The sequence below is a fragment of the Ectobacillus sp. genome, from assembly GCF_056992975.1.
On the sequence record NZ_JBXKMX010000111.1, the window covers coordinates 1 to 20687 of the forward strand.

General features: G+C 38.9%; 15 protein-coding genes and 1 pseudogene. 13 read left to right on the top strand and 3 right to left on the bottom strand.

Annotated elements, in window-relative coordinates:
* Positions 1-113 precede the first annotated feature (113 nt).
* The 6 genes from htpG (at position 114) to AC11ZT_RS05750 (ending at position 9242) form a co-directional block, all read left to right on the top strand.
* On the top strand, positions 114-1991 hold the full coding sequence (gene htpG / locus AC11ZT_RS05725) for a molecular chaperone HtpG (RefSeq protein WP_484058682.1): 1878 nt from the start codon (positions 114-116) through the stop codon (positions 1989-1991).
* A 270-nt stretch (positions 1992-2261) separates the two neighbouring features.
* Positions 2262-2957, top strand: a complete 696-nt coding sequence (locus AC11ZT_RS05730) for a hypothetical protein (RefSeq protein ID WP_484058683.1) — start codon at positions 2262-2264, stop codon at positions 2955-2957.
* 47 nt (positions 2958-3004) lie between these two features.
* On the top strand, positions 3005-5818 hold the full coding sequence (locus AC11ZT_RS05735; RefSeq protein WP_484058684.1) for a bifunctional diguanylate cyclase/phosphodiesterase: 2814 nt from the start codon (positions 3005-3007) through the stop codon (positions 5816-5818).
* A gap of 19 nt (positions 5819-5837) precedes the next feature.
* Positions 5838-7469, top strand: coding sequence for a thiamine pyrophosphate-binding protein (locus tag AC11ZT_RS05740; protein WP_484058685.1), 1632 nt, complete (start codon positions 5838-5840; stop codon positions 7467-7469).
* Between the two features lie 145 nt (positions 7470-7614).
* Positions 7615-8085 carry an RpiB/LacA/LacB family sugar-phosphate isomerase gene (locus tag AC11ZT_RS05745; RefSeq protein WP_484058686.1) on the top strand — a complete coding sequence of 157 codons (471 nt, stop codon included), beginning with the start codon at positions 7615-7617 and terminating at the stop codon, positions 8083-8085.
* A 323-nt stretch (positions 8086-8408) separates the two neighbouring features.
* On the top strand, positions 8409-9242 hold the full coding sequence (locus tag AC11ZT_RS05750; RefSeq protein WP_484058687.1) for a YitT family protein: 834 nt from the start codon (positions 8409-8411) through the stop codon (positions 9240-9242).
* 28 nt (positions 9243-9270) lie between these two features.
* Here the strand turns inward: AC11ZT_RS05750 and AC11ZT_RS05755 are convergent, their stop codons facing one another.
* The gene (locus AC11ZT_RS05755) at positions 9271-10083 is read right to left on the bottom strand and encodes a GNAT family N-acetyltransferase (protein WP_484058688.1); all 813 of its coding nucleotides are present in this window, start codon (positions 10081-10083) and stop codon (positions 9271-9273) included.
* A gap of 380 nt (positions 10084-10463) precedes the next feature.
* Between AC11ZT_RS05755 and AC11ZT_RS05760 the strand changes: the two genes are divergently transcribed.
* The 4 genes from AC11ZT_RS05760 to AC11ZT_RS05775 all read left to right on the top strand — a co-directional run bounded on the left by AC11ZT_RS05760 (position 10464) and on the right by AC11ZT_RS05775 (position 15761).
* Positions 10464-11849 carry a putrescine aminotransferase gene (locus AC11ZT_RS05760; RefSeq protein WP_484058689.1) on the top strand — a complete coding sequence of 462 codons (1386 nt, stop codon included), beginning with the start codon at positions 10464-10466 and terminating at the stop codon, positions 11847-11849.
* Positions 11850-11954: 105 nt separating this feature from the next.
* Positions 11955-13331 carry an APC family permease gene (locus tag AC11ZT_RS05765; RefSeq protein ID WP_484058690.1) on the top strand — a complete coding sequence of 459 codons (1377 nt, stop codon included), beginning with the start codon at positions 11955-11957 and terminating at the stop codon, positions 13329-13331.
* A 31-nt stretch (positions 13332-13362) separates the two neighbouring features.
* Positions 13363-14853, top strand: a complete 1491-nt coding sequence (locus AC11ZT_RS05770) for an aldehyde dehydrogenase family protein (protein ID WP_484058691.1) — start codon at positions 13363-13365, stop codon at positions 14851-14853.
* A gap of 287 nt (positions 14854-15140) precedes the next feature.
* Entirely contained in the window at positions 15141-15761 is a 621-nt protein-coding gene (locus tag AC11ZT_RS05775; protein WP_484058692.1) for a LysE family translocator, read from the top strand.
* A gap of 79 nt (positions 15762-15840) precedes the next feature.
* On the opposite strand, the gene mnmH is transcribed toward AC11ZT_RS05775, so the two are convergent.
* Positions 15841-16878: a tRNA 2-selenouridine(34) synthase MnmH gene (gene mnmH, locus AC11ZT_RS05780; RefSeq protein ID WP_484058696.1), complete on the bottom strand. Its 1038-nt coding sequence runs from the start codon at positions 16876-16878 to the stop codon at positions 15841-15843.
* A 22-nt stretch (positions 16879-16900) separates the two neighbouring features.
* Positions 16901-17950: a selenide, water dikinase SelD gene (gene selD, locus AC11ZT_RS05785; RefSeq protein WP_484058693.1), complete on the bottom strand. Its 1050-nt coding sequence runs from the start codon at positions 17948-17950 to the stop codon at positions 16901-16903.
* A gap of 398 nt (positions 17951-18348) precedes the next feature.
* On the opposite strand from selD, the gene AC11ZT_RS05790 reads away from it, so the two are divergent.
* The 3 genes and pseudogenes from AC11ZT_RS05790 to AC11ZT_RS05800 form a co-directional block, all read left to right on the top strand.
* Positions 18349-19467 carry an ABC transporter substrate-binding protein gene (locus AC11ZT_RS05790; protein ID WP_484058694.1) on the top strand — a complete coding sequence of 373 codons (1119 nt, stop codon included), beginning with the start codon at positions 18349-18351 and terminating at the stop codon, positions 19465-19467.
* Positions 19457-20290 carry an alkaline phosphatase family protein gene (locus AC11ZT_RS05795; protein WP_484058695.1) on the top strand — a complete coding sequence of 278 codons (834 nt, stop codon included), beginning with the start codon at positions 19457-19459 and terminating at the stop codon, positions 20288-20290. Before AC11ZT_RS05790 ends, AC11ZT_RS05795 begins: the two co-directional genes overlap by 11 nt.
* A gap of 157 nt (positions 20291-20447) precedes the next feature.
* A pseudogene (locus AC11ZT_RS05800) lies at positions 20448-20687 on the top strand (ABC transporter permease); the annotation flags it as partial.

Below are 20687 nucleotides of genomic sequence, written 5' to 3' on the forward strand. Positions count from 1 at the left end.
AACTGGCATGCATTGACATATCCTTCACGATATGTTATTAAAATAGAGTTAGCACTCTGCCGAACCGAGTGCTAAGAAATTGTAACGATTCCTAATTCGAGAGGAGATTCATAATGGAGAAAAAACAGTTTCAAACGGAGTCCAAACGAATTCTTGACATGATGATTCATTCGATTTATTCGCAAAAAGAAATTTTCTTACGCGAACTAATTTCCAATTCTAGTGACGCAATCGACAAAATTTATTACAAAGCATTGAGCGATGAACAACTAAGCTTCAATCAAGAAGATTATTACATAAAGGTAGTTCCAAATAAGGAAAATAGAACGTTAACACTAATCGATACCGGTATAGGAATGACAAAAGAAGAACTTGAAACGAACCTTGGCGTCATTGCGAAGAGCGGCTCACTTTCATTCAAGGCGGAAACGGAATTGAAAGACGGCTATGATATCATTGGTCAGTTCGGCGTTGGTTTCTATGCCTCATTTATGGTAGCTGATGTAGTGACGGTAAAGAGTAAGGCACTCGGTAGTAGTGAAGCCTATAAATGGGAATCGGAAGGTGCGGATGGCTATACCATTGAACTGTGTGATAAGGAAGCAGTAGGTACAGAAATTACTTTGAAGTTAAAAGAAAATGCAGAAGATGAGAACTATGATGAATATCTAGAAGAATATCGTTTGAAAGCAATTATAAAGAAATACTCTGATTTCATCCGCTACCCAATTAAAATGGATGTCACTGAAAGCAAATTAAAAGAAGGAAGCGAAAACGAGTACGAATCTGTACAAGAAGAACAAACGATTAACAGTATGGTGCCAATTTGGAGAAAGAATAAAAGTGAACTCACTGACGAAGATTATGAAAACTTCTATGTGGAAAAACGTTATGGCTTTGATAAACCACTTAAGCATATTCATGTCAAAGTAGACGGTGCAGTGCGCTACAATTCGATTCTTTTCATTCCGGAAAACATTCCATTTGACTATTATTCCAAGGAATTTGAAAAGGGACTGGAGCTCTATTCTAACGGCGTATTAATTATGGAAAAATGTGCGGATCTGCTTCCAGACTACTATAGTTTTGTTAAAGGGATGGTAGATTCAGAAGATTTATCTCTTAACATTTCACGCGAGATCTTACAGCACGATAAACAGCTAAAATTAATTGGTAAAAACATAAAAAGTAAAATAACAAGCCAATTAAAAGGTATGTTAAAGGATGATCGCGAAAAATATGAAGCATTCTATAAGTCCTTCGGTAGACAATTGAAATACGGAGTGTATAGTGACTTCGGTGCAAATAAAGAGGTACTTCAAGACCTAGTTATGTTCTACTCTTCAAAAGAGAAGAAAATGGTAACGTTAGACGAATACGTTTCTAGAATGCCAGAAGAGCAAAAATATATCTACTATGCTTCTGGTGAATCATACGACCGAATCGAAAAAATGCCACAAACAGAATTAGTATCTGATAAAGGGTATGAAATTCTCTACTTCACTGAGGATATTGACGAATTCGCAATCAAAACACTTATGACTTATAAGGAGAAAGAATTCAAATCCGTATCTAGCAGTGATCTAGGTATTGAGTCAGAAGAACAAAAGCAGACAGATGACGAAGAAAGCGAAAACAAAGAAATCTTTGCAGCTATGAAGGATATCTTATCTGGCAAAGTAAAAGATGTACGGGCATCCAAGAGATTAAAAACGCATCCGGTTTGTTTTTCTACCGACGGTGAGCTTACGATTGAAATGGAAAAAGTACTGCAATCTATGCCAAATAACGAAAACGTAAGAGCGGACAAGATTTTAGAAATCAATGTAAATCATGAAGTGTTCCATTCCTTACAAGATTCATTTGAAAAGGATAAAGATAAGTTAGCATTATTTACGAATTTATTGTACAGCCAAGCACTACTCATTGAGGGATTATCCATTGAAGATCCAGTAGAGTTTACGAATGATATTTGTAAGCTAATGGTGTAACGATTCGAATTGAAAAAGATTGCCATCAGAGGCAATCTTTTTTTATTACAATATTGTTTCGTTTATTTTCTTAAGATATGATGTCAGTAAGGGGCTTACGATCTTCGATAACTTAACATTATAGTAATAATATTTTACTTTCATTTTTATAATGACTAAAAGTAAAATAGAATATATGTTTCTAGATAGATAGTGTTTATTTATACTCCTAGTTATTGCAACCAATCACACAACTAATCCTAGCATTCAATCTAGAAAGGAAGAGTAAATTTGGCACAACTCGTTCATGCAAATCCGAAGTATGAAACAAAGCAAGAGGATCATTTGAGTAAAGTAGAGAAGATGGACGCGCAGCTTAAGGAACATCCTATAGTCTCAGGTAAAGTGATTCGAGAAATAGTAGGCAACTTGTTTGCTATTTATTTAGAAAAAGTTTCATCTCCGCAGAAAGAGGACTATCCAGCTTATTTGATGAGCGTAATTGAGAATGTTTCTTCTGTAGAGAACATCTACGCTGTAAGCGACTTAAGTAAGACGGAAGTTATGGATTTATATTTTGGGGTAAATCAGGATGTAACAGGTTCAGAAATACGTAAAGTTATCAATGATATTTATGGTGTGAATTTAGAGGGCATATCTTTGTTAGCAAACGCTCGCATTTCCTTGTTTTCTAAAGGTCAATGGATACTAAAAAACGATTATGATTTACTTACCGTGTTTACCGATGTTGGAGACGGTTTAGTGGAAATTTATCCTACAGCGTATTTTACGGAGCAGACGGGATGCTTTGAATTACCTGAGTTGATTCAGGAGGAATTAGCGGAACTAGGCTTTATGTATGATGAAAAAACAGGTAAATCTTCCTATACTACGGCTACGGGTGAACCGGTTGCCGATTCCTTTAAAGGTCAAACGATGGGGTTAGTTGTGACCCTACTACAGAAGTATTATGACCATTTATTCTAATTGTTTTGTTGTGATGATAGAAAATACAGGCAAGAAAGGAGGTTACTATGGAAGAAAACGCACGTTTTTCCAAGCTTGCTAAGATTACAGAGCTTATTAATTCCAAATTAGATTTGTATGAAGCGTTAGGGCATGTAGTTACAGCGATTTCGGAAGAGGTTGTTCAATGTGATTCGGTAGGGATTTATCTTCCGCAAGGAGATGGTTCTTTCAGAGGGTATGTTGGCAAACCGGAAACGATTAATGGTATGACATTGGATCAGCATGTAATTCATCCAGACAGTGACATGCTGCTACGAGAAGTTATTCGAACAAAGAAAGGGATCTACATTCCGAATACAGAGCTAGACAATCGACCAGATGCAAAGCCAGTTGAAAATTTTCGTATTAAGTCTCTATTTGCGATGCCGATTATTTATGAAGAAGAGATTTTCGGAGTTGTATTTCTGTTTAATTACAACCAATTTTTAAATTTAACAAAGAATGAAATCGAGTCTATTGAAGCATATGTAAATATGGCAGCAGTCGCTATACGAAATACGAATTTATTCTCAAAAAAACAAGCTCTTCTTGCTGAAAAGCAAATTTTGCTGGATGCAATACGGGAGTTTTCTCTATGTTTAACCAGTCAGAAAGTATTTGAAGTATGCTTTCACTATGTTGGAGAAGTATTGCAGAATAAAAATATCGGGGTTCATATTGTTGATCATTTTGAGGGGAAGATATCACCTACAGGATTGAGTGCAGAAAGTGATTGGGATGAAGAACAGTGGAAGAGGGATCATGAGAAGTTAAATGCAGATTTTAAGAATGATCCTGTTTTTATTGAAGTGCTACAAACGAAGAAAGCAATTATTATTCCAAATGTAGAATTAGATCCAAGGCCGAATCGAAAAATCATTGAGAATTTCAATATTCATGGGATGTATATTTTTCCACTTATTGCAACAGGCGAAGTAGTAGGGGCAATCGCAGCTGTGAGTTTATATGAACCACATAGCTATGAAGAATATGAAATCCAGCTTGCACAATCCATTGTGGATGCATCTGGAACCGCATTAGCAAATATACTACGTAGGGAAAATTTAGAGGAAATTGTGGCAAAACGAACTGAAGAAATTCGAGAAAAGAATATGATGCTAGAAACGGTAGTCGCACAAATTCAGCATTTAAGTAAGCAAAATGAGCTAATCTTAAACTCAGCGGGTGAGGGCATTTATGGTATGGATAGAAACCATATCATTACGTTTTGCAATCCGAAGGCGGCAGAAATGCTCGGCTTGACGATAGATGCAATTGTAGGTAAACCTTATGAATCGGTTATTCAACATTTGCGCGGAAACTTAAACAAGTATTTCTTTCAGGAATCTCCCCTTTATACGGCTTTAACAGAAGGAATCGTCCAACAACGAAATGATGAATACTATTGCAGAACAAATGGGACTATCTTCCCAATTGAATATGTAAGCACTCCAATTCGAGAAGAGGAAGAGATTGTTGGGATCGTCGTTACGTTTAAGGATATCACCGAACGAAAGATTCTAGAGCAACGAATTCATCATCAGGCTTACTTTGATTCGATTACACAGCTTCCAAATCGATTTTCCTTAAATCAAAAAATTAAAGCGACGATTCAAAAGGCAAAGGAGCAGAAAACCTCTATAGCGGTTATGTTCCTTGACTTAGATCGATTTAAGCTCATTAATGATACGTTAGGGCATAGCATGGGGGATAAAATGCTCGAACAGGTGGCAAACCGTTTGTTAGGTTGTATGCACAAACGAGCTACATTGGGACGATTAAGTGGTGATGAGTTTCTGATATTAATTGAGGATGTAATAGGCTCATCTGAACTATCTATCCTTTCTGAGACCATTTTGAAAGCGTTCCGAAATCCAATTACCATTGAAGGACAGGATTTATTTACAACCATAAGTATCGGGGTCAGTGTATATCCAACTGATGCCGAAGAAGTAGAAATGCTGATTGCTCGTGCTGATGCAGCGATGTATCGTTCCAAGGAAAATGGCGGAAATTGCTATCACTTCTATTCTCCTGTTATGAATAAGGAAAGTAGGGAACGGGCGGAGCTGTTAAATAGTCTTCATACGGCATTGGAACGCAGAGAATTAGAAGTGTACTATCAGCCGAAAGTAGACTTATGCAAACGGAAAATTATCGGAACCGAGGCATTGTTGAGATGGAATAATCCGCAATTAGGGTTTATCTCTCCAGCGAGGTTTATTCCATTAGCTGAAGAGTCCGGTTTAATCCTATCCATTGGAGAGTTTGTGTTACGTGAGGCTTGCACGCAAAATAAAATATGGCAAGAGCTCGGATTTGAGCAACTTAGTGTTGCTGTGAATGTATCTACGAGACAGTTTTATCAATCGAACATTAATGCAATTATAGGAAATATACTCGCAGAAACCAAGTTAAGTCCACAGCATTTAGAGATTGAGATTACGGAAAGTGTAATCTTACAAAGCTCTGCTATTGAAAAAATGCATAAATTAAAAAAGCTTGGTATTACAATAGCGATTGATGATTTCGGAACAGGGTATTCTTCGCTGCGATACTTAAAAGATTTTCCTATTGATAATTTGAAAATTGACCAATCCTTTGTTCGTGATTGTAAGGTTGATCCTAAAATCAAAGCGATTACCTCAACCGTCATTGATTTGGCTCATCAATTGGATTTAATTGTGACTGCGGAGGGGGTGGAGACAGAAGAAGAACTTGCCTACTTGCAATCTAAGAAATGTAATCAAATTCAGGGTTATTTTTTTAGTAAACCACTTCCAGCAAAAGATCTAACAAATCTACTATTATCTCACGCACTAGATCCAGCAATTATTTAACAACACTAGGAGGATAACAATGAAAGCAGTCAGACCGGTTCTTGATTATTTAGCAAATGGTGGGGTGGAATATATATTTGGTATTCCAGCAGGCTCCGTGAACGCTTTTTTTGATGAATTATACACAATCCCAAGTATGACACCGATTGTAGCGAAGCATGAAGGGGCTGCCTCTTATATGGCAGCTAGCTACGCAAAGTATTCAGGCAATTTATCGGTTTGTATTGCAAGTAGTGGCCCTGGAAGTACCAATTTATTGACGGGAGCAGCCAATGCAATGCGGGAACAGCTTCCTATTTTATTTTTAACCGGAGCTGTTCCTACGACTACAGTTGGTTTAAATGCTTCGCAAGAGTTAAATGCAGAACCAATTTATGCACCGGTAACAAAATACAGTGTGACGGTTCAAAAAGCTGAAGATTTATTAACAGAAGTAGCAAAGGCGGTAGAAATCGCCCTTTCTGGTGTACCGGGTCCGGTACATGTTGCGATGCCAATTAATCTGCAGCTTGAACAAATCGAATCGGCTACTATACCGCAATTCCCGGTTCACAAAAAACTCGTTCCGAGAGCAGATGAAATCGCAGAACTTGCGAATCAGCTTCTGGCTCGCAAGGGGATTCTTTTCATCGGACAAGGAGCACGTCATGCTGTTCCTGAATTCATGCAGATAGCAGAGTTATTACAATATCCGATTGTCACAACCCCACAAGCAAAGGGCTTGTTGCCAGAATCCTATCCATTGTATAAAGGGATTTATGGATTTGCTGGTCACGATCAAGCTTCCTCCCTTATTCATGGGGAAGCAAATGATTTACTTGTTGTGATCGGCTCTAGCCTAGGAGAAACAGCAACAAATAACTATAATACAAAGCTAACAGAAAATAGATATGTCGTTCAAATTGATCATGATCGTGACGTATTCGGAAGAAAGTATGCGGTTGATATGCCGATCGTGGGGGATGCGAGAGAAACGCTTCGCATGCTTATCGATGAATTAGAAGTACGCGGACTGACAGCTCCCGTGTACGAAAACAATCATGAAATTACATATGAGGTTACAGAGGAATATAATACGCAAAATGTATTGTTAGCAGTACAAAAACAAATGCCTGCTTCGATGCGATACAACGTAGATATTGGAGAATTCATGTCTTATGTCATCCATTATATGAAGGTGCCTTCTTATCAGTCATTTGATCTGAATGTGCATTTCGGGGCAATGGGAACGGCAATTGGGTCTGCGATAGGAATGAGCTTAGCGGATCAATCTAGACCGATTGCTTGTATCACAGGAGATGGATGTTTCTTTATGCATGGGATGGAGCTCTTAACTGCAAAGGAATATAATCTTCCTATTTTATTTATCATCATGAACAATGCGAGACTAGGCATGGTGTATCATGGACATGCCTTGCAATACAAACGGGTTCATGAAAGATTTGAACAACAGCCTGTTTCAATCGCAGCGATGGCAGCCGCAATGGGCGTACCGAGCTATCAGATTACGGCAATGGAAGACATTCAAGAAACCGAAATTCAACATTTACTAAAGCAGGAAGGTCCAGCTTTACTTGAAATTTCCCTTGTAGATAACAACGTACCACCTATGGGAGATCGGGTTAAGTTTTTGTCTTCGTTTGGAAAATAAAAAGTAATAGAGGGATGGATAGTCATGCCAATCCTCTGTTTTTACCTAGAAAAGTCATGTAATTTTCATACGAATAATTAATAAGAATGCCTCCAGTATGTAAAAATAGAGGAAGAATACATGAATATATATTGGAGGTACTCTCATGAAAATTGCGATGGCAAGTGACCATGCTGGTAGGGATTTGAAAGAGGAAGTAAAGGAATTGCTTATGAAACAGGGGCATGAGGTCATAGACTTTGGTACGAATAGTAGCGAAGCATGTGATTTATCAGACTATGTGTATCCTGCCTCCTTAGCTGTTGGTAAACAAGAGGCTGAACGTGGTATCTTTATCGATGGGGTTGGCTATGGAAGTGCCCTAATAGCAAACCGAATTTACGGGGTGGCAGCAGCTGTGTGCCAAGATCCGTTCTGCGCTAAATTAGCAAGGGAGCATACAAATAGCAATGTGCTGTGCATTGGCGGAAAAATTATTGGATCGGCGATCGCTCTTGAAATCGTGAATGTATGGATGAATACTGATTTTATGGGAGAAGTCGAAAAATATGCGAGACGAGTGAAAAAAGTAGAGGATATTACGGAAAAGCATCTTAAAAAATTATCTGAGTTGTAAATAAAGAAGACGTTTGCTTGTAAAAGCAAACGTCTTTCGCGTATTGAGGCGCTTGAACCACACGCCACATTCGTGTGTGCCAAAAGAGGCATGTTCAGCGACTTACACAACTCAGCTCATCGCTAGGCTATTATAGTACAAATACGTAGCAAAAAGCAATTATTTTTTATTACATTATGTGTTGACAAGCATACTTTGGCATACTATATTCATTCTGTTAGCTAGAATGGTTTATTGATAATTTGAATAATGATGATGTATAAGAGGTGTCTCGTCTTGAAAGAGGGCTCTTTTTTTATTGCATTTTTTAAGGAGGTATTCACTTGGATAAGCGTGTGTGGAAGGATTTATTTTTTATTTTAGTTGGATCATTTTGTTTTGCGCTAGGAATTAACATGTTTGTCATTCCAATTAGTCTTGGAGAAGGCGGGGTTACCGGACTATCTATTATTTTATATTACTTGTTTCATATTTCGCCAAGTATTAGCACGCTTGTTTTAAATGCTATTTTACTAGTAATTGGATATAAATTTCTAGATGCAAAAACGACCTATTATACGATCGTAGCAGTAGTTGCCAATTCATTTTTCTTACATATCACAGCAGGATGGGCTGTGCCCTTACATGAGCAATTAATTGGTGTTGTCTTTGCGGGTGTTATAATGGGTTTTGGGATTGGACTTGTGTTGCGTGTAGGTGGCACAACAGCTGGATCTGTTATATTAGCTAGAATTGCAAATAAGTATTTAGATTGGAATGTTAGTTATGCTTTATTATTCTTCGATTTAATTGTTGTCGTCTTCACATATTTCGTAATTGGTGCAGAAAAGTTAATGTTTACGATTGCGATGCTGTATATCGGAACGAAAGTGATGGACTATGTTATTGAAGGGATTAATACGAAGAAAGCAGTGACAATTATTTCTGAGAGTAAAGATGAAATTGCTACTGAAATTAATACGACACTAGAGAGAGGGGTAACGATATTAAATGGCCGCGGAAATTATACAAAGGAATCAAAGGAAATTCTTTATGCTGTCATTAATAAACAAGAGTTACTTCGATTAAAGAAAATTATTAGAAGAATTGATCCGCAAGCCTTTGTGATTGTCCATGATGTACGGGATGTATTTGGAAAAGGGTTTATGGATATTTAAGGAGGTCAGACAAAGCGTCTGACCTTTTTTAGTAATAACGATAGTAATCCTGAGATTGAATGATACGAAATCCGCAAGATGAATACAATTCTAACGCGCCTTCGTTCGTCATCTCTACCTCTAGAAAAAGACTATAGGTACGCCAAGTTTGTATAATGGCTTTTAAAGCGTTTCTGCCGATTCCTCTTCCTTGATATTCTGGGAAAACAGCGAACCCGTAAATCCAAGCCTCATTATTGTGATGATTGATTCGTATTTTTCCTACTGGTTGTTGGTTCTTTTCAATTATATAAAATATCTGCGTACTTTCCTGTTTGATTCGTTGATTATAGTCAATGGCTTCCTCTTCTGAAAATCCAAAGCATTGCACATCTAGTAACACTTCTATGTCAAAATCATTCGGAAGTGCTTGTCTTAGCGTAATACCCTCTACTTCACCTAGCTCTGTCTCAACCCATTTCATTTGAAGCTCAGAAAATACATAATCACAACCTACATGATGTAAAAATGCCTTGGCAGACATAGAGGAGGAAGGTGCATTCAACAGAACTTGGCTAAAATTCCGTTCTTCGATGAATGCCTGCGCTTTTTGAAACATGGAGGTAAAAATCCCCCTTTTTCGATAATTTGGCTTTACCATCCCACACAATTCTACGTTATTCCCAAAGATGTAGAGACCGATAAATCCTACTAGTTCTTCTTGTTCATAATGAAGGAAGGTAGTTGTATCTTCAGCAGGGGATTTAAGCATATCCCAGTTTAGTTTTAAGCGAATCCGTTCCTCTTGTTCACACACCATTTGTAGTTCGTGAATCGCATCAATTTGTTGTGTAGATAGCATGCAGGGTCTCCTTTCATGGCAAAGCTGACAAGTACTTGCTATAAATGTAAAGAAACTTAAGTTAGTAAAATACAATGTCAGAAAATATAACAAATATTCTGACAAAATAAAAAACCGAATAGTATAATTCTCATTAATTACTAATTAATGGTTTCACAGATAAATTATCTCACATACCATCTATCTTTACATAATAAGAAGCGTATAAATCGTAAACATAATCCTTTTATATAAATACATCACATTTAAGGGGGGCGATATTCACAAAGAATAGACACCTAACTACATGAAGAATAAGGAGGTCTGATAGATTCATTCATGCAAGGAATAGGTGGAGAACGTATTTTATATTTTTGTGAATAGGAAAAGAGTCTTTAATTATGAAAGGTGATACTATGCAGAAGTCAAAAGAAGACGTGTTAAAGTCAGCTGAGGAAATACTTACACTCATTGAAAAAACAACGTTAAGTGAACAAGAACAACAACAGATTATTCAGGATTCTGTATACAATTTTAATACATTTGTGAATGAGGCGATATTGAAGCATCGCAAATCCGTTTCTAGTGATTCCTCGGTCGTGGAATGGGAAGGACAAGGTGCTGTGTTTCGTGACACAAAGGGGGATGAGTATTTAGATTGCTTAGGCGGGTATGGAGTGTTCTTACTAGGACATCGACATCCACAAGTGATAGAGGCAGTTCAGGCACAGCTAGGACGTTATGCCCTTCATAGTCAAGAACTGATTGATCCGCTTAGAGGGTATTTATCAAAGCTTCTTTCAGACATCACACCTGGGGATTTACAAATGTCCTACTTGGTAAACTGCGGAACAGAAGCGAATGAAATGGCTTTAAAGCTGGCCCGCCTATCAACGGGGAAAAAACATTTTATTTCTACTATTAATGGATTCCACGGAAAAACGCTTGGCTCCCTTTCTGCTTCAGGGAAGGCACTGTTCCGGGAACCGTATATGCCACTGTTGCAGGGGTTTACCCATGTTGCATATGGTGATGCTGATAGCACTGAGCAAGTAATTCGTAATTTAATTCAAGTAGGAGAAACAGTGGCGGGTATTATCGTGGAACCTGTTCAAGGTGAAGGGGGAGTAAATGTTCCGCCTGCTGATTATTTTCCACGGTTACGGGAAATATGTGATCGTTATGAATGCTTGTTAATTGTAGATGAGGTACAAACAGGTATGGGTCGTACGGGTAAGCTATTTGGAATCGAACATTACGATGTTGTACCGGATATTATGACCCTTGGCAAGGCGCTTGGCGGAGGCGTAATGCCTATCGCAGCTATGGTAGCTAAGAAGAAGCTGTGGGGCAAAATGGAAGAAAATCCTTTCCTTCTTGGTTCTTCTACATTCGGCGGGAATCCACTTTGCTGTTCAGCAGCTATTGCTGGAATAAAAACGATTCTCGAAGACGACATTCCAGGGCAAGCGAGCAAGAAGGGCAAATATATAGTCGATCATTTAATGGAAATGCAAACGAAATATCCAGAAATTTTAAAGGAAGTTCGCGGGCTAGGATTGTTAATTGGAATGGAATTTACATCCAATAAACTTGGATACGATATAGCGAAGCGATTGTTTGATGAAAAGATTCTTGTGAGCGGTACGATCAATAATGCAACGGTTATCCGAATTGAACCGCCAGCTGTTATTTCTTATGAACAAATTGATAGATTACTAGAAACGTTGAATCGTAGTTTTGCATCGCTTGCTAAGGAATATAAGGCATTGCAAACGCAGTTATGACGAATTACATCATTAATTAACTGAATTTTAAGAAAATTAACAGTGGACATTTAAGGTAATGGCTAAGTTCAGGAAAAGTTTATTGTACATTAGGAGGAATGATATATGGAAAATGGCGTGACATTAAAGCGGTCTCTCGGATTGTGGGCAGTGGTGGTTCTTGGGTTAGGTTACTTAACACCTGCGGTAGTATTTGATACGTTTGGAATTGTATCCGGAGATACGAATGGTCACGTCCCGACTGCGTATATAATCGCACTTGTTGCTATGCTATTTACAGCATTTAGTTATGGGAAAATGGTTCGTGTGTACCCAACATCTGGATCAGCATACACTTATGCGCAGCGGACAATGGGTCCCCAAATCGGTTTCTTTGTTGGATGGCTATCACTTCTTGATTATCTTTTGTTACCGATGGTAAATGTTCTGCTAGGTAAAATATATTTAGAAGCAATTTTCCCAGATATTCCTTCTTGGATATGGGTTATCGCATTCGTCTTATTCTTTTCAATTGTAAATATGACTAGTCTTAACACAACTGCAAACCTAAGTAAACTCTTTGTTTTGTATCAAGTCCTAATTATTGGAACCTTTATTGTTCTTGCGATTATGGAGCTGAAAAAAGGAATGGGATATGGACAAGTATTCACACCTGCACCATTTTTCTCAGGGGATATGAGTCTATCATCTCTAGTTACCGGGGCTACTGTTTTATGCTTTTCCTTTTTAGGATTTGATGCGATCACAACGTATTGCGAAGAAACAGGCAATCCGAAGAGAACGATCCCGTTAGCCATTTTTCTAACAGCTATTATCGGCGGCGTAATTTTTATTGTTAGTTCTTATTTTGCTCAAGCGATTTATCCAGATGTGAGCGTATTTCAAAATCCTGATGCTACAGCACCGGAAATTGCCTTATATGTAGGCGGCAAAATATTTCAGTTGATCTTTTTATCGAGTTCTTTCGTTGGTGTCATTGCATCTGGCCTTGCCTCTCAGGCAAGTGTATCCCGCTTACTTTATGTAATGGGAAGAGACGGGGTCCTGCCAAAGAAAACGTTCGGCTATGTTCATCCAAAGTGGAGAACACCCGTTTTTAACATTGGAATGGTAGGGGTGATTTCCAGTTCTGCGATTTTCTTTAATCTTGAGACTGCAACTGCCTTTATTAACTTCGGTTCGTTAATCGCCTTTTCTTTCGTAAACCTGTCCGTTATTGCTCACTATGCAGTTAAGAAGAAACAGGTAAAGACGATGAAAGACATATTTAATAATATTGTGCTTCCGTTGATTGGCTTCGCCTTTGTGTTTGTGCTTTGGCTAAATATTGAACCAACGTCCTTTATTCTAGGATTAAGCTGGGCGGCCATTGGCGCTGTGTATGTATTATTTATAACAAAGGTTTTCAAAGTGAATTTGAAAAATTTAATCTTCGATCAGAATGAGCCGATTCTACCTATTTTGAATGAGACAGCAAAATAGAGGAGCTAGGTTGAGTAACGGGGGGATATGTATGCAAAAACAAATGGTAGAGAAAATGTACATTAACGGAGAATGGGTGTTTGGTTCAAAAGGGGATACTAGGCCCGTTGTGAACCCAGCTACAGAAGAAGTAATTAGCTATGTGACGGAAGGTACGATTTATGATGCCAAGTGGGCAGTTGCTTGTGCAAGACGTGCCTTTGATAACCAAGCTGAATGGGGTTCGAGTCATGCTAGAGATCGTGCCCAGTTGCTTCATCAGTTAGCAAATCTTCTAGAAGCGGATAGGGAAGAGTTTGCGAAGATTGAGACATTAAATGGCGGAAAAACTATGCGAGAAGCGGATTATGATGTGAGTGATGCAGTGAACCAGTTGCGCTATTTTGCAGGTTTAGCAGCTGCTCCTCATGGACAAACCTACGATGTACCAGAGGATATGCAAGCAATGGTTGTGCGCGAGCCAATCGGTGTTGTTGCACAAATTATCCCGTGGAATTATCCGCTCGTAATGGCTACGCAAAAGCTTGCACCTGCTATAGCTGCGGGATGCACGATTGTCATTAAACCGGCAGAACAGACTCCGCTCTCACTGATTCGTCTTTTTTCCTTAATCGATCAGCTGGATTTTCCGCCAGGTGTCATTAACATGGTGCTAGGAGCCGGTGAGACAGTTGGAGCAGAACTATCTAGAAATCCGCTTGTAGATATGGTTGCCTTTACAGGCGGAACATCAACTGGAATTGCGATTATGAAGGCAGCAGCAGATACTGTGAAGAAAGTAGGACTTGAGCTAGGCGGGAAATCACCTAATATTGTGTTCCATGATGCTGATTTCGACGTTGCAGTGGATCATGCCCTCTATGCCATTTTTGCTAATCAGGGCCAAGTTTGTTCAGCGGGCTCTAGGCTGCTACTTGATAAGAAAATATACGATTCGTTTGTAACCGAACTTGTGGACCGTGCAAAAGCGATTATTGTTGGACCAGGGACGGATCCTATGAGCGAAATGGGTCCGCTTATTTCTAAGGAACAGTTAAACCGAGTTCTTGGTTATATTGAACTAGGCAAGGAAGAAGGAGCGACTGTCCTATGTGGGGGTAAACGAATGGAAGGAGCGGGTTATTTCGTCGAGCCGACTATTTTCACGGATACCCTACCGGACATGCGGATTGTGCAAGAAGAAATCTTTGGTCCTGTGTTAGTAATTCAAACATTTGAAACCGAAGAAGAAGCGATTGCACTTGCCAACGGTACGAAATATGGTTTGGCTGGTGCTGTGTTCACTTCGGATGTAGCGAAAGCGCACCGCGTGATTAAACGATTACGTGCTGGAATCACATGGATTAATACGTATCATTATACGTATAACGAAGCTCCTTGGGGTGGCTATAAGCAAAGTGGAATTGGTAGAGAGCTAGGAACGTATGGATATGACGAATACTTAGAAACGAAGCAAGTGAACGTTAACTTACACGTAGCTCCGACCGAATGGTTTGCAAAAAAGGAATTAGAAAAGAAATAAGAAGAAGTTGTTGGAATGGGGAGGTCGCTGAAACTTTGTTTCAGTGGCCTCTAGTTTTGTTAAATAGTAAGTTACATCTAACCGGCTGAAGAAAGTACGTTTCTAACCACTTTCAAATAATTGTAAATTTATTTATCAGATTAATACATAGTATATTTCGCTGATGTATAAGATAAATGTTTATATTTCATTTTATTTATAGTATTTTTTAATAAAAATATCTTTATATCGGGTGATATAGTTTGGATTCATTTGATTTAAGAATCTGAATAATTAGAGGTGCACATATGGAAGCAAACTTGCTATTTAAAGGGCTATTACTTGGGTTTGTAATCGCTGCACCAGTTGGACCGATTGGAGTTCTTTGTATTCGCAGGTCGCTTGTGCAAGGAAAACTTTATGGATTTTGCTCAGGACTAGGAGCTGCAACGGCTGATGCGATATATGGAAGCATTGCCGCGTTTGGTTTATCCTTTGTCACAACCTTCCTTGTCGATCAAAAACTTTGGTTTCAATTGATTGGCGGCTGCTTTCTATGTTATTTAGGTGTGAGTACGCTTAGAAGTAGACCAGCTGAACATGCAGCACAAGTGAAAGGAGAAGGCTTACTGCAGGCATACATCTCGACGTTGTTTTTAACGGTAACGAATCCAATGACGATTCTTTTCTTTATAAGTGTGTTTGCAGGGATTGGAATGTCTACAATGGAACACTCTTCGTTTTCAGCGCTCCTGTTGGTATATGGGGTATTCGGTGGGTCAGCGTTATGGTGGTTTCTCTTAAGTTCGGGGGTGGGCTTCTTTAAACATAAAATGAACCTAAAATCGTTGATCTGGATCAATTGGATTTCGGGTTTTACGCTATTGGGATTTGGGTTATTTGGTATATACACGGGTTTGTTTCGGTGAGTATAGAAAGGTGCAATCTGAAAAAATATGAAAAAAAAGAGGTCAATGAAATACGTTACGTTTTTCATTGACCTCTTTTTTAAACATGTTGCTTTTGCAAAATTTCTCGAACCTTCAAGAAGGCTTCCTCTGTATTTTGCGCTTGAATATGAATTCTACGGTTTTCTGGATATTGATTCATCGTATATTCATACCGCGGATCATAGTAGTTTTCAAGTAATAACTCCACAGCAGAAGCAAAATCGCCAGCAAGTAAGTCTGCATGGATTTGTGCTGCAATCGGGGTATGAATACGGCTTTTGATTTTTTGGAATACGTCTATGCATTGCTGTTGGTATTCCCAAGGACGATAGTCTTCTAAAATGTTGCGGACTCTCTCTTTCATCGGCAATTCAATAAATAACTCTTTTCCTTGTTCTTTCTTCTCCATGATAAAGCGAGGAAGTACGACTTTTCCAACGCGCTGACTCTCTGCTTCCATCAAGACGTAGGGTGCTTGCTGAAGGGGAAGCAAGGTTTCGAAAAGAAGAGAATCAAATGACTTCTGGTTGTGCGGCGTAAGGCCAATTTGTCCAAAGATGCTACCTCTATGATTTGCCATTCCTTCAAAATCAAGAACCGGATAGCCCTCGCTTAACAGTTTCCGCAGAATAATGGTTTTTCCAGATCCAGTAAACCCGTTCACTACATAAGCAGGAGGTTCTAAATGAAAATGCTCTAACGCCTCTACAACATATCTACGATACGCACGAAATCCGCCTTTAATCCGGTATGTGTGAATGCCCATAAGATCTAAAACCGTCGAGGATGTTTTACTACGCATACCGCCGCGCCAACAAAAAACTACTTTCTCTGCTTCGATTTCGTGAAAGGACTTCACGAATGCAGGTAGTTTGGCGGAAGCAATCTCAAGACCTCGCTGCTTCGCCAGCTGAACGCTTTCTTGCGTATAGATAGTACCAACCTCTGCCCGTTCTGCATCATCAAAAAGCGGTATATTGATGCTGCCGGGAATCGTCGCACTTTTAAATTCAGAAGGGGATCTTACGTCAATGAAAACAAGATCCTTCTTATTTCGTAATTCGAGTAATTCTTCGATTTCCATGTCATGGAACAACGCAATCATTCCCTCTCTTGTCCTACTTCACAATAATTTGTCCAGGGTGCTCGGCAACAACTTCTCCAATTAAGCTTGCTTCTACACCTTGGTTAATAAGGTCAGCTAATAATGTGTCTGCTTCATCGCCTGCTACAGATATGAGTAAGCCTCCTGAAGTTACAGCGTCACATAGAATCCATTGATCAATTTGATCGAGATCTTGTGGGAAGGTAACCGAGTCCTTCACGTGGTTAAAATTATTTTTCGTACCACCTGGTATATGCTTTTGCTCAGCCAATTCTCGGACGCGGGGTAATACAGGTACTTGATCCTTCACAATATGAATACCAACGCCGCTTCCTTTGGCCATTTCTGTTGCATGCCCAAGAAGGCCAAAACCCGTTACATCGGTGCAGGCATGAACATTGTATGGCTTCATCGTTTCTGCAGCCGTTTTGTTTAAGGTTGTCATAACCTTCGTAACACGGTCGATTTCTTCGTTTGTTAAGGCTTCGTGCTTAATCGAAGTAGTCATAATACCAACGCCAATCGGCTTTGTGAGAATAAGCTTATCGCCGGGTTTTGCACCTGCATTTGTTCGTACTTTTTTGGGATCTACGAGGCCGGTAACAGCCATCCCAAATTTCGGTTCCTTATCGTCAATGGAGTGACCTCCAACAAGGGTTGCACCTGCTTCTTTCAATTTATCCGCTGCGCCGCGTAGGATATCAGCAAGAATTTGTTTGTCTACTGTATCAATTGGAAACGCAACAATGTTAAGGGCAGTGAGCGGCGTGCCGCCCATCGCATAAATATCACTAATCGCATTGGCAGCTGCTACCTGTCCGAATGAATACGGATCGTTAACAATCGGAGTAAAGAAGTCAACGGTTTGCACAAGTGCGACATCATCGTTAATCCGATATACACCTGCATCATCACTTGTATCAAGTCCAACAAGCAAATTTGGATTTGCTACTGCAGGAGGAAGGGTGCGCATCACTTCTGCTAAATCTGCAGGACCGATTTTGCAGCCGCAGCCTCCTTTTGATGATAACGAAGTAAGTTTAATGGATTCAGAATGTGTCATAGGACACCAGCCTTTCTAATTTAGGTCTGTCTACCATTATAAAACAAAATTCCTGATAATACATATTTCACTGCATCTATATGGGTTTTGTAATTGGAAGGACGATGTAAAATATAGTTTGTTGCTCATCAGATGTAACAGTAATGGTTCCGTGGTAGCGATGAGCAATCTCATTCACAAAAAATAATCCTTAATAATCAGATTGATTTTCTTACCTTTTACATTACGAAAGTAAACCACTTTTTTGATAATCGTATGTTTTTAGCAAATTAGTTCTCTATTAGAACCTTACAAAGTTTTTACGTTACATTAATATGTGGTTTACATTATAAAAGTATTCTAAATCAGTAAACAATCAACAAAAATATTAAACAAACAACACTAGGGGGAAAATCGAAATGAAGCGTAATTGGAACAAGAGGTCTTTTAAATCTATTCAAGCTGTAGTTTTAGGAATGAGTTTACTAGGTTTAGCTGCTTGCAGCGGGACTAATCAAGGATCTACTTCTTCTGGCCTTAGTGATCCAAATTCATTATCCGTTGCAGATATTGAAGCAAAAGCAAAGCAAGAAGGGACGATTAACAGTGCTGGTATGCCTAATTCATGGGCAAACTGGGGTGAAACGTGGGATAACGTGACAAAAAAATATTCATTAAAACATGCAGATACAGATTTATCCAGCGCTGAAGAGATTGCTAAATTTGAAGCTGAAAAGCAGAATGCAACAGCCGATATTGGTGACGTTGGGATTTCTTTTGGACCAATTGCTGTACAAAAAGGATTAACCCTTCCATATAAAACTTCTCATTGGGACGAAATACCGAAATGGGCGAAAGATGATAAAGGAAATTGGGTTGTTGGATACCAAGGAACCATTTCATTTCTTACGAATAAAAACCTAGTTAAAAACCCGCCAAAATCTTGGGATGATATTTTAAACGGTAATTACAAAGTAACAATTGGAGATGTGCAGCACGGAAATCAGAATCAGATGGGAGTTCTTGCTGCGGCTATGGCTTACGGTGGTAATGAATCGAATATTCAGCCAGGGGTTGATTTCTTCGCTAAGCTTGCTAAGCAAGGACGCTTAAGTCTAACTGATGCAAAACCGGCTAACATTGAAAAAGGCGAAGTAGAAGTTGCGATTGTGTGGGATTTCAATGCACTTGGTTACGCTACACAAATTAACCGTGACCAATTTGACGTATCTATACCAAAAGAAGGATCTGTAGTAAGCGGATATACAACCATCATCAACAAATATGCAAAACATCCGTATGCAGCGATGGCAACTAGAGAATATATCTTAAGTGATGAGGGACAAATTAACTTGGCCAAAGGATTTGCTCGTCCAATTCGTGATGATGTAAAACTTCCGAAAGATGTAGAAGACAAGTTGGTTCCAAAAGATGAATATAAAAATGCAAAACCAATTCAGGACCAAGCTGCTTGGGACAAAACTGCTAAAACTTTACCACAACTATGGCAACAAGAGGTGTCAGTATATGTCAAATAAAGTTATCGCCATTGTCGTTGATGGCATGAGATATGATAAAGCATGTGAGGCGTTTGGATATATTCAACATCTTGTTGAAACAAATCAGGCAGCCCTATACAAAATGAAGTCAGAGCTTCCTAGTCTTTCCCGTCCATTATATGAAGTATTACTGACAGGTACACCTGCGTCAGTAAATGGAATTACGGCAAATCCAGTTGTACGCTTATCTACGGAGAAGAGTCTCTTTCATCTTGCGAAAGAAAACAACTTAAAAACTGCATCTTCAGCTTATTTCTGGGTTAGTGAACTTTACAACCGCGCACCATTTCATTATATAGAAGACCGCGAGCAAGATGATGAGTCGAAGCCTATTCAATACGGAAGATTTTACTGGGATGATTACTATCCAGATAGCCATGTAATGATGGATGCAGAAGCTTTACGCAGAAAGTATGATCCTGACTTTTTATACATTCATCCTCTAGGGGTTGATGTAGTAGGAGAAAAGTATGGTTCGGAATCGAAAGAATATCGTGAGCAAATATTAAAAATGGGAAGTTTGCTTGCACAGCTTTTACCTATTTGGATGAAAGAAGGATACCATATTTTAATTACAGCTGATCATGGTATGAGCGAATATGGTAACCATGGCGGCATTACTGATGGTGAACGTGACGTACCGCTTTTTATCATCAGCCCTAAAATTGAAACTGGATTTCATGAGGAAGTAATTCCGCAATTAGCTTTTGCACCGCTCGTATGTCAACTTTTAGATATTGAGCCTAGTGATAAAATGATTTCATATAGACTGTCTGCATTAAAGGATAAGGTTTCTCTTTGAATAGGATAAGCTATCTAAAGTCGAATTAAAAAAACCATACGCGGGAGGGGGGTTCCTTTTCTCCCGCTTACTTTTTTTACAAATAAATTTTGTAGAGGGATCAATCTTTCATCCCTAGATAAAAAGTTTGTTAGCACACATTGAGGAGCGAAAAATCTTGCGAAAAATAAAAAAACAAAAATTGTATTTATTAGCTCTTTTACTCCCGTTTCTTATTTTTGTTATTGCTTTTGAAATCGGACCATTAGTTTCTATGATTCAAGATAGCTTTCATGCAGATGACGGAATCAGCATTACAATTGATCAATATGCAACTATATTTAAAAGTAAATTTTACTTACAAGCTATTCAGAACAGCGTCACTATTTCATTATGTTCCGCAATCATTTCTATTATA